Below are 15,690 nucleotides of genomic sequence, written 5' to 3' on the forward strand. Positions count from 1 at the left end.
AATGACTTTTGCCAAACCGCCTAAAGCTCAGTAAATTCAGCAAAGTTCAGGGTTTTGGGGGTTAGAGGCATGCTCTTCTTGCGCTCAAGCGAAAGATTGCTGTGATCAATGCTGCTTTTTGCCCGATTGATAAGGGATCCCCAAAAGCTTGTCAGGGGGTGATCTGGAACTCCAGGTTGTAGGTTTGGAGTAAGTTTATAGTTTCGTGATCGGTGATGTTGGTGTCGGCCAGCTCCAAGTTGTAGAAATCGATGAACTCTTCGTGGTCAAAATAGGGGCCGGCATGCCAGGTACCCATCTCCAGTTTGATAAAGCGATCCCCAGGCACCCGAAAGGCTTGAATCTGATCCACGTGCAGCTCATCGGCAGGGGGTGCAACACCAATAAACCACTCCTTGCCATTCAGGGATCCCAGGCACTGGGTGCAGCGGATGTGGTGGGTGATCTGAGTAAACTTGAGGCCGCGGCGAGGCAAGCGCATGATGTAAAAGCGGGGCTGCCCTTGATTCAAGAACAACTGAGCATCTTGACTGTCGAAGGGTTTGTGATCGGGAGTGGGGCAAATGACCTGTCCGTAGGGGGCAAAGTTTTCCGGTTCAGCGAGATGGGCCTTCAGTTGGCGCAATTGGCTGGTCACCCTGCTCTTCTCCTTTGCGTTTGACGAGCTGTCTTGTGTCTCACTGTTGCCCTACAACGTGAGCACGAGGGCGTGAAGACGCAAACAGCCCAGCGAACCCCATTCTATCGAGACTTGGCCAGGCAGCTTCCCTTCTGGGAAGGGATCCCTGAGCAAGCCCAAGCTGCTCAAGGTCGCAAGTACAATGGGAAAACTTCCCAGCCTCAGCAGAGCAAATGGCGATGCAGCGGGACTTGCAAGAGCTGATCATCTCCCCAGCTCAAGTTGAAAGCCTCTCTCAAGTGCCGGTGGCTTGGTTGTATCGGCCTCGGCCCGTTCGTCGTTTTAAAGACCGTCTGCGCCAGTTCTCCGCCTTCTGGGATCTCCTACGCTTGCTGGTGACGCTGGATTTGTTCTTGCGTTTCTTGACCTTCTGGACAGGGGGATCCCTACTTACCCTGGTGGGGCGGATTTGGATCCCTGGCCTACAGGCCACTTGGGGCACTTGGCCGGTGGAATGGGGGATCCTGGCGGCTATTGCCGCCCTGGGCCAAGCCTATTGGATTTTCCGCAGCCGTCGCATGCCGCTGCTGTTGAATTTGCTGGGGGAGGTGGATCGCTACAACCGAATCATCCAGGCCATCCACGTCAACGACCAGTTGGTGGAAGCGGGCAACCCCGAGGTGAAGCTGGCCCAGAGGGCTCAGGTGATCGAAGCCCTGAAGCTGACCCGGGCCGATCTCATCCGCGCCTTGAAAACCGAACGGATCTTGCGGCAAAACGAAGACTTGATCGAGCAGCAGAGCGAGTTCTTCGGCGATAACTTGGCAGCTTTGACAGCTCTGCAGGTGAGCGAGCAGGCCAGCGAACAGGGTCGTATCCTAGAGACTGCTTTACAGATTGCTTTGCAGGTGCGCTCCCAAATCCGCCGTTTGCAAGAGCGAGAAGCCAACCACCCCCCAAGCAGGGATCCCGACAAGATTGAGAAAGATCAGCAGGATAGAGATGGCAACTCAGATGGGCAGTGAAACAGATGGTTATTTTTGTCGGCAGGCGGCGCTGTGGGTTCTAATCCTTGGGAGAAAGTTGAGGTTGATTGCACCGCGTTAGCAGGTCGGAGACCGAAATTGGAGTGACCCCATCTCCCTGATTGGTGCTAAATCCCCGCTCTGCACTATTCCGCACTGTCAAGATCGCCTGCCGGCGCTACACTGGGGCTGGTCTTGGATCCCTCTGTCATCCACACACCTCTAGATGAGCCTTTTGGCCCGCTCCCTGGCCTACGCCCAGAACCACAGCGACATGCTGTTTCAAGCTTTCGTCCAACACCTGCAACTGGTGGCGGTGCCTTTAGGAATGGGGCTGCTGTTGGGCTTGCCGCTGGGCTTTTTCAGCTCCCGCTCCCAGATGCTTTCTCTGGTGGTGATCAATGCGTTCAGCAGCCTGCGGGTGATCCCCAGCTTAGCCATTTTGTTTTTGGCCATCCCCTATTTCGGCCTCAGCTTTCGTTCGGCAGTTGTCGCCCTAACCCTTCTGGCGTTGCCCCCCATTCTGATCAGCACGGATGTGGCCTTCCGCAGCCTTGAGCCGGCCCTACGGGAAGCTGCCCTGAGCATGGGCATGACTCCTGGCCAGGTGTTACGGCACGTGGAGATCCCTTTGGCCTTGCCGGTGATCTTGGCCGGTGTTAAAACGGCTACCATTGAGGTGATTGCCAGTGCTACGCTAGCAGCGTTTATCGGCGCGGGAGGGCTGGGTACTTTCATCACCCTGGGGTTTGCCCTCTATGACAACGCCATCTTGCTGGTGGGGGCGGTTCCAGTGGCCCTTCTGGCTATTGCGGCCGAGATCGGCCTTGGCACTCTGCAGCGGGCTTTGGAACCTCCCCAAGCCTGAGGTTCTGTGAGGGATCCCATGCTGTCTTCCTCTGGTTCTTCTGAAGTGCGATCCCGTTGGCCTTCCCGCTCCATTCCTTTGCGGGTGGCGTTGCTGCTGCCCCTAGTGCTCTCAGTAGCAGGGGGAGTGGGGGGAGTGGCCTATCTCTCCTGGCAGGGCGGGCGACACCTGGCGCTGCGCTTGACGGAGCAACTGAGGCGGGAAGTTACCGACCGCACCGAAGAGCATCTTGCCAGATATTTGCAAATTCCCCTTCAGATCAATGCCCTCAATCAAGGGGCAGTGAGGGGGGGGCTGCTGCCCGATTTGACAACCCCCAGCCCAGCCGATCTAGAGGTGCTGGAAGCTCACTTTGCCCGCCAGTTGCAGCCATTTCCTGAGCTCAGCTATGTCGGCTTTGTCTCGGCTCAAGGGGGGTTTGTGATCGCCCGCCGTCACGCCGATGGGTCGATCTGGACTTACCACACACCCGGCCTCTTGCCGGGATCCGCCCAGAGCCGCCAACGGGATCCGGAAACAGGGGATCCCACAGGGTTCACTCGCCGGTTGGGCTTTGTGGATCTGAGGCGGTTGTTCTGGTTTCCCCAGCTCCTGCAGTCGGAAGGGATCCGCGACACTTGGGTGGTAACCCGATTTTTTGCGGAGCTTCCTGCCCAGGATCCAGAGCGGCTGATCATGACGTCCCTGTCTCTGACCGACTCGGGGGGGCGGGTTTACGGCAGCTTAGTGGCTTCCCTCTCCGTCCGGCAGCTTCAAGCCTTTCTGGAACAGATGGAAGGCCGTTCTCCTGCAGAGGTGAGTTTTCTGCTGGACGAGGAAGGACAGGTGGTGGCCAGTACGGCGGGGCCTGCTCCCCATCCGCTGCTGGTGGCTGTGCAAGAGCAGGTGGGCTCCTGGGAGACGGCCTCTTCTCAGAATTCGCTGCGCCTCGTGGTTGGCGGGATCCCCTACTGGGTGGAGGTGGAGTCCGTTCAGAGTAAAGGGAGGCTGGGCTTTTATTTTGTGCATGGGATCCCAGAGGCAACCCTTCTGGCCGAAGTCCATCGGGGCGCCCAACAGGCTGCGCTGCTGGGGGGTGGGCTATTGCTGAGCATGCTGGGGACAGGGATCCTCCTCGGCGAAGCTCTCTCCCGTCCCCTGCGCCGCCTCACCCAAGTAGCCGAGCAATTTATACACAGCGGTTTCCAGCCCTGGCCTCCTTTGGATCCCGGCCCCATCCAGGAGGTGCAGACGCTAACCAAAGCCTGGCAGCAGGCGGCAGCAGCCCAGCAGGCCCTGCTGGATCGTCTGTGGCAGCAGCAGCAGGAGTACCGTGCTGTGGTAGAGCAGCAGACGGAGCTGATCTGTCGCTTTCGGCCCAATGGGCACATCACCTACGTCAACTCTGCTTTATTGCGTTTCTTCGATCATCGGGTAGAAGAAGTGGTGGGCCGAGCTTTGTGGGATCTGCTGCTGGAAGAAGAGCGGGAGGTGGTGCTGCAGGCTTTTGCCGCTCTCACGCCTGAGAGTCCTTTTTATAGCAGCGAGCGGGAGTACCCCGGCAAAGACGGCCAGTCCCGCTGGATTAGCTGGGTGGATCAGGGCATTTTCGACAGCCAAGGCCGCCTGGTGGAGATCCTGTCGGTGGGGCGGGAGATCACCGAGCAGAAACGGGCAGAACAGCAGTTGCAGGCCCTCAACCGGGAGCTAGAAGCCCAGGTGGAGCTGCGCACGGCCAAGCTGCAGCAAGCCTTGCATTTTGAGGGGGTGCTGCGCGCCATCAGCAGCCGGATGGTGGTCAGCCTAAACGAGGGGGAAATTCTTGAAGAAGTGGTCAGAGCCCTTGCCGAGGCACTAGGCCTAACCTGCTGCCAAATCCTGCTGCTTTTAGAAGATGGGTCAACCTGGATCCCCGGCTACTGCTACTCCCCCCTTCTCTCTTCTGATGCAGCTCAGGGCGACAGGGCGGATCCCTTGCATGGGCCAGACTACGCCAGCGACCCGGAGTTCCTGCGCCTGCTGCAGTCCCATTCTTCCTCGCAGCAGAAATGGGAAATCCACTGCTGTTGTCGCACAGGGAAAGAGGGACGCTGGGTGCGGCTGCTGGTCTGCACCCTTTGGGACAAAGAGAAGCGGCTGGGAGCTTTGCTGTTGGAGCGGCTGCCGGAGCAAGAGTTTTCCCAAGACGAGATTCAACTGGCCTATCAGGTGGCCAACCTATGTGCCCTGGCCATCCGCCAAGCCCGTTTGTACCAAGCAGCCCAAGCGCAGGTGAAGGAATTGGAGCGGCTGAATCTGCTGAAGGATGATTTCCTCAGCACCGTCTCCCACGAGCTGCGCACCCCCATGACCAATGTGCGCATGGCCTTGCAAATGCTGCAAATGACCCGCGATAACCCCGAGAAACAGCGGCACTACTTCACCATTGCCCTGAAAGAGTGCAACCGGCAAATCGAGCTCATTAACGACCTGCTGGATATGCGACGGCTGGGAGCCGGGACGTATCTGCTGCAACCAGAGAATATTTTTCTGCCGCGGTATTTACAAGATTTGCTGGACGGGGCTCAGCCTTTGGCCCAAGCCAAACATCAACACCTGCAACTGCACCTGGAGGCAGGGATCCCCTCGCTTTGGGCCGACCCCACCTGCTTGGGGCGCATTCTGCGCGAGCTGCTGCACAACGCCATCAAGTACACGGCCCCCGAGGGATCCATCCACCTGCGGGTTGTCTCAGAAGGAGAGGGGATCCTCTTCGTCTGCAGCAACAGCAGCGAGATCCCAGAGCCAGAGCTGCCCCGCATCTTTGAAAAGTTTTACCGGATCCCGCAATCGGATCGCTGGAAGCACGGCGGCACCGGCCTGGGGCTGGCTTTGGTGAAGCAACTGGTGGAGCATATGGGGGGGAATATCTCCGTCAACAGCTCGGATGGATGGACGCATTTCCAAGTTTGGTTGCCCCAAGGTGAGGATCCTGCTCCGCCATTGCCCGGCCCACCCCCAATGTCAGAAGACCTCCCCTTTTGGAAAGAGGCTGGGGGTGAGGGGCATACCTGACCCCTATCCCGGCAAGACTTGTTGCTGCCAGAGGGCCTCCAGTTGCACCGTGTATTCGGAGTTCACGATGGGCACTGCCCCAGCAATGGCCTCTTGAATGGGGATCCCGGCGGCAGCCTCCAGTTGGGCAAAAGCTGTTTGGTAGTCGGCAGACAACCGGCTGACATCAATGAGCGGCAGATCCCCCCAGACCTCCGGCTTGAACTTTTCCAGCTGCCCCTCCGGGCTGGCCAAGACCTCTGCCAGGACCATTGCCCCCCAAGGATTGGCCGCATTAATGGGAATGGCTGTAAACGAGGGATCGATCAAGCTGGTGCCCGGGATCCCATAGGGGGTGGTGCTGGGGGGAAATTGGCCGTTGCCCTTGCGTAAGATCACCTGATCGATAAAGGTGGGGATGAGCCACACTTCGCCGTTGGCAAAGAGCTCCGCCAGGCGGGCAAAGGTGGGCGGGTAGGTTTGGCCCCGCCTCCACAAGAAGGGATCCAGCTTTCTCAGGTATTCCACCAGGGCAGGGGATTGTCGCGCCCAGAGATCGGCATCGAAGTCCGGCCCGCTGTACTGAGCATAGCCCCCGGTCACACCATAGAAGGCGCTCAACAAAAAGCGGCTGCCATGAAAATCCGGCGGGGCCACGTAGGTAAATCGCCCTGGATTGGCCTCTGCCCAAGCCAACAGTTCGGCGTAGCTCTGGGGGGGATTGGGTACCCGCTCGGCATCATAGGCCATCAAAAAGTAGTTGCCGGTGTAGGGCGCAGAATAGCCCTCGGTGGGCAGGCCAAAATCCGTTGCAATATCGGCGGGATCGTAGAAGGGCAAGCTGGGCAATTTCTCAGCAAAGGGGCCGAAGAGCAAATTCCCCTGCTTGAGGGTGCGGAAGTTGTTGCCATTGATCCAGATGAGATCGATGCTGCCGCCGCTGCGCAGCCCGGCCTGTACCTCCCCAATCACCTTGTTGACTGCTTCAACGGTATCCGTGAGCGGGATCCGGTTCAAGCGAATGCCATAACGCTCCTGCAACTGGCTTTTCACCCAGCCATCCACGAAGCCATTGATGGCCTCGCTGCCGCTCCACATGGCCCAGTTGACAGAGCTGCCCCGCGCCCGCTCCAGAATGTCTGCCCAGCTCAGGGATCCCAGATCTACCGTGCTCTGGGGGGCATTCTGGGCCAACGGAGAGCCTTGACCCAACACCCAAGCCCCCAGGGATCCCAGGCCGGCCAACACCTGCCGTCGCTTCCAGAAAACGCTTTTGGGTTGCATAGCCTTGCCACCATCCCCATCCAACTTTCAGGTTCCAGATTCAACTTAAACTCTCCCCTCCTCCTTTGGGAAAAGGGCCGGGGGTGAGGGATCCCCGCCAACCCCCACAGGCCACAGAGCCTCTGTCGGCAAATGGATCCACACCGTCTGCCCCGGCGCAAACACTTGGTGGGGAGCCACCCAAGCCTGCAGACTGCCCCAAGGGGTTTGTAAGGTCAGCCGTCGCTGGGTGCCCGCAAAGCGTTCCGCCATCACCTGGGCCAAGAAAACATTGTCGGCCAAGCCGGGCGGCTGGGGAAACACCTGCACCTGTTCCGGGCGCACCGTCAGCCGCACCTGACCTTGGAGTGGCGCGGCGCTTTTCAAGCGGATCCCGTTGTTGAGGCGAAGCTGGTGACCCTCCGCCTGCGCATCGAAAAAATTGACCCCGCCAAAAAAGCGGGCAATGCGCTCGGAGCGCGGCTGCTGATAGAACTCCACAGGGGATCCCACCTGGTGTAGCTGCCCCTCAAACATCAGGCCGATGCGTTGGGCCATGGCTGTGGCTTCTGCTTGATCGTGGGTAACCAGCACCATCGTCACCCCTGTTTCCGCCTGCAGCTCCAGGATGAGGGCCTGCATCTCTTGGCGCAGGTTGGCATCCAGCGCCGATAAAGGTTCATCCAGCAGCAGCACCTTGGGCCGAATCACCAAAGCCCGCGCCAGGGCCACCCGCTGCGCTTGTCCGCCAGAGAGCTGGCTGGGCCGACGCTGAGCAAAGCCGGCCAATTGCACCCGCTCCAACATGCCCAAGGCGGCAGCCTCCCGCTCTGCCCGGGGAATACCCCGCATTTTCAGGCCAAAAGCGACATTCTCCCCCACGCTCAGGTGGGGAAACAGGCGGCTGTGTTGGGACAGCAAAGTCACGCCGCGCCGTTCCGGCGGCAGAGGGTTGAGGGGGGTCCCATCCAGCCAGATTTCCCCCGGATAGGGCAAGGGATCCGGCTCCAGCAGGCCGGCGATGAGATTGAGGGTGGTGGACTTGCCGCAGCCCGACGGCCCCAGCAGGGCGAAGATCTCCCCTGCCTCCACGCTCAAAGACAAATCCCTGAGGACAGGGATCCCTCTCTTGTGGAAGCGCTTGCTGAGATGGCGGAGAACAAGGTGGCCCATGCTTGAGTTACCGATCAAACGCTCAATAGAGCTCTCAAACTCTCCCAAAATTAGAACAGAAAGTACCGTTGTGCCATGGGCAGCACCTCTGCCGGCTCGCAGGTGAGCAATTCTCCATCGGCCCGCACTTCATAGGTCTCCGGGTTCACCTCAATGTGGGGAGTGGCGGTATTGAGTTTCAAATCCGCTTTGCCGATCTCGCGGCAATTTTTCACCGCTACGGCCCGGCGCTGGATCCCCAATTTCTCCGGGATCCCCAAGTCTAGAGCAGCCTGGGAGACAAAGAGCAGGCTGGTCTCGGTCAGGGCGCGGCCAAAGCTGCCGAACATGGGGCGGGGGTACACCGGCTGCGGGGTTGGAATGGAAGCATTAGGATCCCCCATTTGGGCGTAGGCAATCAGGCCCCCCTTCAGGACAATTTCCGGCTTAACCCCAAAAAAGGCCGGCTTCCACAGACACAGATCCGCCAGTTTTCCCACCTCCACCGACCCGATGACGTGGCTGAGTCCTTGGGCGATGGCGGGGCAGATGGTGTACTTAGCCACGTAACGCTTGGCCCGGAAGTTGTCGTTGCGGCTGCTGTCCTGCGGCAGAGGCCCCCGCTGCACCTTCATCTTGTGAGCCGTCTGCCAAGTGCGGATGATTACCTCCCCCACCCGGCCCATGGCCTGGGAGTCGGAAGAGATGATGCTGAACACCCCCATGTCATGCAAGATGTCTTCGGCGGCAATGGTTTGGGGGCGAATGCGGCTTTCGGCAAAAGCAATATCCTCCGGCACATTCTTGCTCAGGTGGTGACACACCATCAGCATGTCCAGATGTTCTTCGATGGTGTTGCGGGTAAAGGGGCGGGTGGGATTGGTGGAGCTGGGCAGCACGTTGGGCTCGGAGGCAATGCGGATGATGTCGGGGGCATGCCCACCCCCGGCCCCTTCGGTGTGGAAGGTGTGAATGGTGCGGCCATTGATGGCGGCGATGGTATCTTCCACAAAAGCCGATTCATTTAAAGTATCGGTGTGGATGAGGGTTTGGATGTCGTACTCATCCGAGACTTGCAAACAGCTGTCGATCACCGCCGGCGTGGATCCCCAATCTTCATGGATCTTGAGGCCGCAGGCCCCCGCTTCCACCTGTTCCCGCAAAGCTGCGGGAAAAGCCGCGTTTCCCTTGCCAAAGAAGCCCAAATTGACGGGGAACCCCTCCGCCGCCTGCAACATCTTGCCCAAGTTCCAAGCTCCAGGGGTGCAGGTGGTGGCGTTGCTGCCGGTGGCCGGCCCGGTTCCGCCCCCCAAAAGGGTGGTCACTCCCGAGGCGATGGCAAACTCGCACAACTGCGGGCAGATGAAATGCACATGGGCATCGATCCCGCCCGCTGTCAGGATCAGGTTTTCCCCGGCAATCACCTCAGTGCTGGGGCCCACCACCATGCCCGGCGTCACCCCCGCTTGGATGTTGGGGTTGCCGGCTTTGCCAATGCCGACAATGTAGCCATCGCGAATGCCCACATCCGCCTTGACGATGCCCCACCAGTCCAGGATCAGGGCGTTGGTGATCACCAGATCCAAGGCCCCATTGGCGCGGGTGGCCGTCGGCGATTGCCCCATGCCATCGCGGATGGTTTTGCCGCCCCCAAACTTAATCTCCTCACCATAGGTGGTGAAATCCTCCTCCACCTCGATGATCAGCTCGGTGTCCGCCAGGCGCACCCGATCCCCTACGGTGGGGCCGTAGTTGCTGACGTATTGGCGACGGGGAATCTCTAGGGTCATAGGGTGGTATCTGCAAAAGGGCTGCCAGGGTTTTACCACACATCCCCACCCAGGGGATCCCTTGCTGTCTATTGTTCAGTTCCAACCCTTCCTGAGAACGGATTGGGTTGGCTGAAAATTCGTTACATATATTTACATCTATGATCGAAAGAACAATTGCCAATCGACTCCAGCCTCGATGGGACAAGGGATCCCTCGTTTAATTATTGTGAAGCAACTGAGGGCTCACAAACCCTGACCTATAATGCCAGGTAAGTCCTGCCCTGGGGGAATCTTCTGCCAAGGGGTAGGGATGCTTCGTTCCTTGTCGCAAGAGAGGAGTTCTTGATGACAACTACGCCAAAGGAGCGAGAGCCGAAGGTCAAGGTGTCGGTTGACGTGGATCCGGTTCCCACCTCATTTGAGAAATGGGCCAAGCCGGGGCACTTCGACCGCAGCCTATCCCGTGGCCCCAAGACCACGACCTGGATCTGGAACCTCCATGCTCTTGCTCATGACTTCGACAGTCACACCAGCGACTTAGAAGACGTCTCTCGTAAGATCTTTTCCGCTCACTTCGGCCACTTGGCAGTGGTTTTCGTCTGGCTGAGCGGCATGTACTACCACGGAGCTCAGTTCTCCAACTATTCTGCTTGGCTGGCGGATCCGATCAACGTCAAGCCCAGCGCCCAAGTGGTCTGGCCCATCTTCGGCCAAGAGATCCTGAATGGGGATGTGGGCGGCGGCTTCGAAGGGATCCGCATTACTTCTGGTCTATTTCACCTCTGGCGAGCTGCCGGCATCACCAACGAGTTCCAACTCCTCTGCACCGCCATCGGTGGCTTGGTGATGGCCGGGCTGTGCCTGTTCGCCGGCTGGTTCCACTACCACAAGCGGGCTCCCAAGCTGGAGTGGTTCCAAAATGTGGAATCGATGCTCAACCACCACCTAGCGGGCCTGCTGGGGCTGGGTTCTCTGGCCTGGGCCGGTCACCAAATCCACGTGGCCATTCCCATCAACAAGATGTTGGATGCGGGCGTGCCGGCGGATCAGGTGCCTTTGCCCCACGAGTTCATCCTCAACCCGGCCCTGATGAAGGAGATGTTCCCCAGCGTGGATTGGGGCATCTTCAGCGGGGTGGTGCCCTTCTTTACCTTGGATTGGGGCAAGTACGCGGAGTTTCTCACCTTCAAGGGTGGCCTGGATCCGCAGAACGGTGCCCTCTGGCTGACCGACCAAGCCCACCACCACTTGGCCATTGCCGTGCTCTTCATCGTGGCCGGGCACATGTACCGCACCAACTGGGGCATCGGCCACTCCATTAAAGAGATCCTGGAAGCCCACAAAGGCCCCTTCACCGGCGAAGGCCACAAAGGTCTGTACGAAGTGCTCACCACCTCCTGGCATGCCCAACTGGCCATCAACCTGGCCATGGTGGGATCCCTGAGCATCATCGTGGCGCAGCACATGTACGCCATGAACCCCTACCCCTACATGGGCATCGACTACGCCACCCAGATCTCCCTGTTTACCCACCACATGTGGATAGGCGGCTTCTTCGTGGTGGGGGGTGCTGCCCACGGGGCCATTTACATGGTGCGGGACTACGACCCGGCGGTGAACCGCAACAACGTGTTGGATCGGGTATTGCGCCACCGCGACGCCATCATCAGCCACCTCAACTGGGTGTGTCTGTTCTTGGGCTTCCACGCCTTTGGCTTCTACGTCCACAACGACACGATGCAAGCCCTGGGCCGTCCGCAGGACATGTTCTCGGACACCGGCATCCAACTGCAGCCCATCTTTGCCCAGTGGATCCAGTCGCTGCACACTTCGGCCATTGCCAGCACCGCTCCCTATGTGGGCGCTTCGGTTAGCCCCATCTTTGGCGGCGACGTGGTAGCTGTGGGCGGCAAGGTCTCCATGATGCCGATGGTGCTGGGCACGGCGGACTTCATGGTGCACCACATCCACGCCATGACCATCCACATTACGGTGCTGATCCTGCTCAAGGGGGTGTTGTTTGCCCGCTCTTCCCGGTTGATCCCGGACAAAGGCAAATTGGGCTTCCGCTTCCCCTGCGATGGCCCAGGCCGCGGCGGCACCTGCCAGGTCTCCGGCTGGGATCACGTGTTCCTGGGGCTGTTCTGGATGTACAACTGTATCTCCATCGTGATCTTCCACTTCAGCTGGAAGATGCAGAGCGACATCTGGGGCACCGTCAACGCCGATGGCACGATTGAGCACATCACCGGCGGCAACTTTGCCACCAGCGCCATTAACATCAACGGCTGGTTGCGGGACTTCCTGTGGGCGCAATCGGTGCAGGTGATCAACTCCTACGGCTCGGCTCTGTCGGCTTATGGGCTGCTCTTCTTGGGCGCTCACTTTGTCTGGGCCTTCAGCCTGATGTTCCTGTTCAGCGGTCGCGGCTACTGGCAGGAGCTGATTGAGTCCATCGTTTGGGCCCACAACAAGCTAAAAGTCGCTCCGGCCATTCAACCCCGCGCTCTGAGCATCATTCAGGGTCGGGCGGTCGGTGTGGCCCACTACCTGTTGGGAGGGATCGTCACCACCTGGGCGTTCTTCCTGGCACGGTTCGGCGCACTCGGCTAAGGCAAGGAGGAAGAGAGAATCATGACAACTGCAACTCGTTTTCCCCAATTCAGCCAAGACCTGGCCAGCGATCCCACCACGCGTCGGCTGTGGTATGGCATTGCCACCGCCCACGACTTCGAGACCCACGATGGCATGACGGAGGAGCGGCTTTACCAAAAGCTGTTCGCCACCCACTTTGGCCATCTGGCAATCATCTTCCTGTGGGCCTCCGGCAACGTCTTCCACATCGCCTGGCAAGGCAACTATGAGCAATGGGTAGCCAACCCCACGGGTGTCACCCCCATCGCCCACGCCATCTGGGATCCCCACTTTGGCAAGGCAGCGGTGGAAGCCTTTACCCAACCGGGGGGCGGCGGCCCCGTCAACGCGGCCTACTCTGGCCTGTACTATTGGTTCAACACCATTGGCCTGCGCACCAACGGCGATCTCTACACCGGTGCCATTGGCCTGCTGTTGTTGGCGGCAGTGTTTCTGTTTGCCGGCTGGCTGCACCTGCAGCCCCGCTTCCGGCCTAGCCTGAGCTGGTTCAAGAACGCTGAAGCCCGTCTCAACCACCACCTGGCCGGCTTGTTTGGGGTCAGTTCCCTGGCTTGGACTGGTCACCTGGTACACGTCGCCATCCCCGAGTCCCGCGGGCAGCACGTAGGCTGGGACAACTTCCTTACCACTCTGCCCCACCCGGCAGGTCTGAAGCCCTTCTTTACCCTCAACTGGGGGGTGTATGCCCAGAACCCGGACACGGCCAACCATGTCTGGGGCACGGCAGAAGGGGCGGGCACGGCCATCCTCACTTTCTTGGGTGGCTTTAACCCCAACACCCAGTCCCTGTGGCTGACGGACATGGCCCACCACCACCTGGCCATCGCGGTGATCTTCATCGTGGCCGGCCACATGTACCGCACCAACTGGGGCATTGGCCATAGCATCCGGGAGATCCTTGGCGCCCACAACCCCCCCAAGGGCACTCCCTTCGGAGGCCTGCTGGGAGAAGGCCACAAAGGTCTCTACGACACGGTCAACAACTCCCTGCACTTCCAGTTGGCTCTGGCCTTGGCCTGTCTGGGGGTGGTGACCTCGCTGGTGGCGCAGCACATGTACGCCCTCAACCCCTACGTGTTCATGTCCATGGATCACACCACGGAGGCGGCTCTCTACACCCATCACCAGTACATTGCTGGCTTCTTGATGGTGGGGGCGTTTGCCCACGGGGCCATCTTCCTGGTGCGGGACTACGATCCTGAGGCCAACAAGAACAACGTGCTGGCGCGGGTGCTGGATCACAAGGAAGCGATCATCTCCCACCTCAGCTGGGTATCGCTGTTCCTGGGCTTCCACACCCTGGGGCTGTACGTCCACAACGATGTCATGCAAGCCTTCGGCACGCCCGAGAAGCAGATCCTGATCGAGCCGGTGTTTGCTCAGTTCATCCAGGCCTCTCACGGCAAGATGATCTACGGCATGGATGTGTTGTTGTCCAACCCCGACAGCCTTGCTTCTACCGCTTGGCCCAACTACGGCAACGTGTGGCTGCCGGGCTGGCTGCAGGCCATCAACGATCCCAACGGGTCTTTGTTCCTGCCCATCGGCCCGGGTGACTTCCTGGTGCACCACGCCATTGCGCTGGGCTTGCACACCACCACCTTGATCTTGGTCAAGGGGGCGTTGGATGCCCGCGGCTCTAAGCTGATGCCGGACAAGAAGGACTTTGGCTACAGCTTCCCCTGCGACGGCCCGGGTCGAGGCGGCACCTGCGACATCTCCGCCTGGGATGCCTTCTACCTGGCCATGTTCTGGATGCTGAACACCATCGGCTGGGTTACCTTCTACTGGCACTGGAAGCAGCTTGGGGTTTGGAGCGGCAACACTGCCCAGTTCAACGAGAACTCCACCTACCTGATGGGCTGGCTGCGGGATTACCTCTGGGCCAACTCCGCCCAGTTGATCAACGGCTACAACCCCTACGGGATGAATAACCTGGCGGTTTGGGCCTGGATGTTCCTGTTCGGCCACCTGGTGTGGGCAACTGGGTTCATGTTCCTGATCTCCTGGCGCGGCTACTGGCAAGAGCTGATCGAGACCTTGGTGTGGGCGCATGAGCGCACTCCCTTGGCCAAGCTGATCCGCTGGAAAGACAAGCCGGTGGCCATGTCGATTGTCCAAGGTCGTCTGGTGGGTCTGGCTCACTTCACGGTGGGTTACGTGTTGACCTACGCGGCCTTTGTTATCGCCTCGACAGCCTCTCAGTCGGGGTAGCAAGCCCATAACCTGCTGAATAGGGATCCCTCGGCTGGTCCAGGGATCCCTTTTTTGTGAGTTGGTAGAGTGGTGATATGAAGTTTAGGGTCTGATGAGTTTGGTCGATGACTCTAGCCGCCCGATTGGATCCCTATATCAGGCGATATACCTTTGAGGAGTTTCATCGACTGATTGAGTCTGGACAGATTGAAGAGCCCAATCAGTTGGAGCTGATTGACGGGCTCCTGGTTCAAAAGATGACGAAAGGGGAGAGGCACGCCGCCTACTGTAGCCGCCTGTACCGACTGTTGGTGGGCCTTGTGCAGGAGCAAGCTATTGTGCGCACCCAGGATCCGGTGCAACTGCCCCCCAATCACGAGCCGGAGCCCGACTTTGCCATTGTGCGCTTTCAGCAGGATGAGTACCGCTCTCGGCATCCTCAGCCCGAAGACATCTATCTCATCATCGAAGTGGCTGATTCTTCCCTTACCTATGATCGGGAAGTCAAACTCGGACTCTACGCCAAAGCCGGGATCCCCAACTACTGGATCTTGAACTTGCAAGAGAACTGCCTAGAGACGTACAGCTTGCCAATAGAGTCGGGAGTTTACCAAAAAAGAGAGGCTTACACCCCCAAGGAGAAAGTTGGGATCCCAGGGATCCTGGCTGGAGAACTGAGTCTGGATCAGCTAGAAATCGCAGGAGCCCCGCACTGTACCCGTAGGGTCAGTGTCGGGAGGAATGCGGAAGTTACGATAGAACCATGACCCAAGTCCTGACCGTCTCCTGTAAGCTCAAGGTGTCCCAGTCGCAGGCCGCAAAGTTGGACGCGACGATGGATGCCTTTATGCAGGCACTGAACTGGGTCAACCAGAACACGCCGGAGAAGATCGTCAATGCGGTCAAACTGCAGTCCCTTTGCTACTACGAGATTCGCGCCCGATTCGGCTTGTCCAGTAACTTGGCAAGGACTACGTCCCGCTTACGCGACCAGCAGGTCTGCAGACGGCTGGCCGGTGCCCGCAAGGTTGCCCGACAGAAAAACCGCCCCGTCAAAGCGTTCAAGAGAGGCTTTGCGACCTACGATGCCCGTATCTTTTCGTTTCGCGAGAAAGACTGGACGGTGTC

At 59.2% G+C, this 15,690-nt stretch carries 10 protein-coding genes and 1 pseudogene; 7 read left to right on the forward strand and 4 right to left on the reverse strand.

Annotation, left to right across the window (positions count from 1 at the left end):
• Positions 1-151 precede the first annotated feature (151 nt).
• Positions 152-637 carry an ureidoglycolate lyase gene (locus tag NW842_RS12960; protein WP_011431703.1) on the reverse strand — a complete coding sequence of 162 codons (486 nt, stop codon included), beginning with the start codon at positions 635-637 and terminating at the stop codon, positions 152-154.
• 215 nt (positions 638-852) lie between these two features.
• Here NW842_RS12960 and NW842_RS12965 point away from each other — a divergent pair, with 215 nt between their 5' ends.
• The 3 genes from NW842_RS12965 to NW842_RS12975 all read left to right on the forward strand — a co-directional run bounded on the left by NW842_RS12965 (position 853) and on the right by NW842_RS12975 (position 5,545).
• Positions 853-1,644: a hypothetical protein gene (locus NW842_RS12965; protein ID WP_414418188.1), complete on the forward strand. Its 792-nt coding sequence runs from the start codon at positions 853-855 to the stop codon at positions 1,642-1,644.
• A gap of 226 nt (positions 1,645-1,870) precedes the next feature.
• Positions 1,871-2,512, forward strand: coding sequence for an ABC transporter permease (locus tag NW842_RS12970; RefSeq protein ID WP_011431701.1), 642 nt, complete (start codon positions 1,871-1,873; stop codon positions 2,510-2,512).
• A gap of 18 nt (positions 2,513-2,530) precedes the next feature.
• On the forward strand, positions 2,531-5,545 hold the full coding sequence (locus NW842_RS12975; RefSeq protein WP_414418189.1) for an ATP-binding protein: 3,015 nt from the start codon (positions 2,531-2,533) through the stop codon (positions 5,543-5,545).
• A gap of 3 nt (positions 5,546-5,548) precedes the next feature.
• Here NW842_RS12975 and NW842_RS12980 read toward each other — a convergent pair whose 3' ends face one another.
• From NW842_RS12980 to ureC, 3 genes are read right to left on the reverse strand one after another with little or no spacing between them, the layout of a single operon-like run.
• Positions 5,549-6,808: an ABC transporter substrate-binding protein gene (locus NW842_RS12980; RefSeq protein WP_414418190.1), complete on the reverse strand. Its 1,260-nt coding sequence runs from the start codon at positions 6,806-6,808 to the stop codon at positions 5,549-5,551.
• A 45-nt stretch (positions 6,809-6,853) separates the two neighbouring features.
• Positions 6,854-7,960, reverse strand: coding sequence for an ABC transporter ATP-binding protein (locus NW842_RS12985; protein ID WP_414418191.1), 1,107 nt, complete (start codon positions 7,958-7,960; stop codon positions 6,854-6,856).
• A 50-nt stretch (positions 7,961-8,010) separates the two neighbouring features.
• Positions 8,011-9,729, reverse strand: coding sequence for an urease subunit alpha (gene ureC, locus NW842_RS12990; protein ID WP_414351194.1), 1,719 nt, complete (start codon positions 9,727-9,729; stop codon positions 8,011-8,013).
• A gap of 327 nt (positions 9,730-10,056) precedes the next feature.
• On the opposite strand from ureC, the gene psaA reads away from it, so the two are divergent.
• The 4 genes and pseudogenes from psaA to NW842_RS13010 all read left to right on the forward strand — a co-directional run.
• A complete protein-coding gene (psaA, locus tag NW842_RS12995; RefSeq protein ID WP_414418192.1) occupies positions 10,057-12,324 on the forward strand; it encodes a photosystem I core protein PsaA in 2,268 nt (755 codons plus the stop codon).
• Positions 12,325-12,345: 21 nt separating this feature from the next.
• Positions 12,346-14,580 (forward strand): photosystem I core protein PsaB, encoded by a 2,235-nt coding sequence (psaB, locus tag NW842_RS13000; RefSeq protein WP_414332634.1) that lies wholly within the window; start codon positions 12,346-12,348, stop codon positions 14,578-14,580.
• A gap of 107 nt (positions 14,581-14,687) precedes the next feature.
• On the forward strand, positions 14,688-15,329 hold the full coding sequence (locus NW842_RS13005; RefSeq protein ID WP_414418193.1) for a Uma2 family endonuclease: 642 nt from the start codon (positions 14,688-14,690) through the stop codon (positions 15,327-15,329).
• Positions 15,326-15,690, forward strand: a pseudogene (locus tag NW842_RS13010) (RNA-guided endonuclease TnpB family protein); the annotation flags it as partial. The gene NW842_RS13005 and the pseudogene NW842_RS13010, both read left to right, overlap by 4 nt.

It is taken from the genome of Synechococcus sp. R55.4 (assembly GCF_047461935.1).
GTDB lineage: Bacteria > Cyanobacteriota > Cyanobacteriia > Thermostichales > Thermostichaceae > Thermostichus.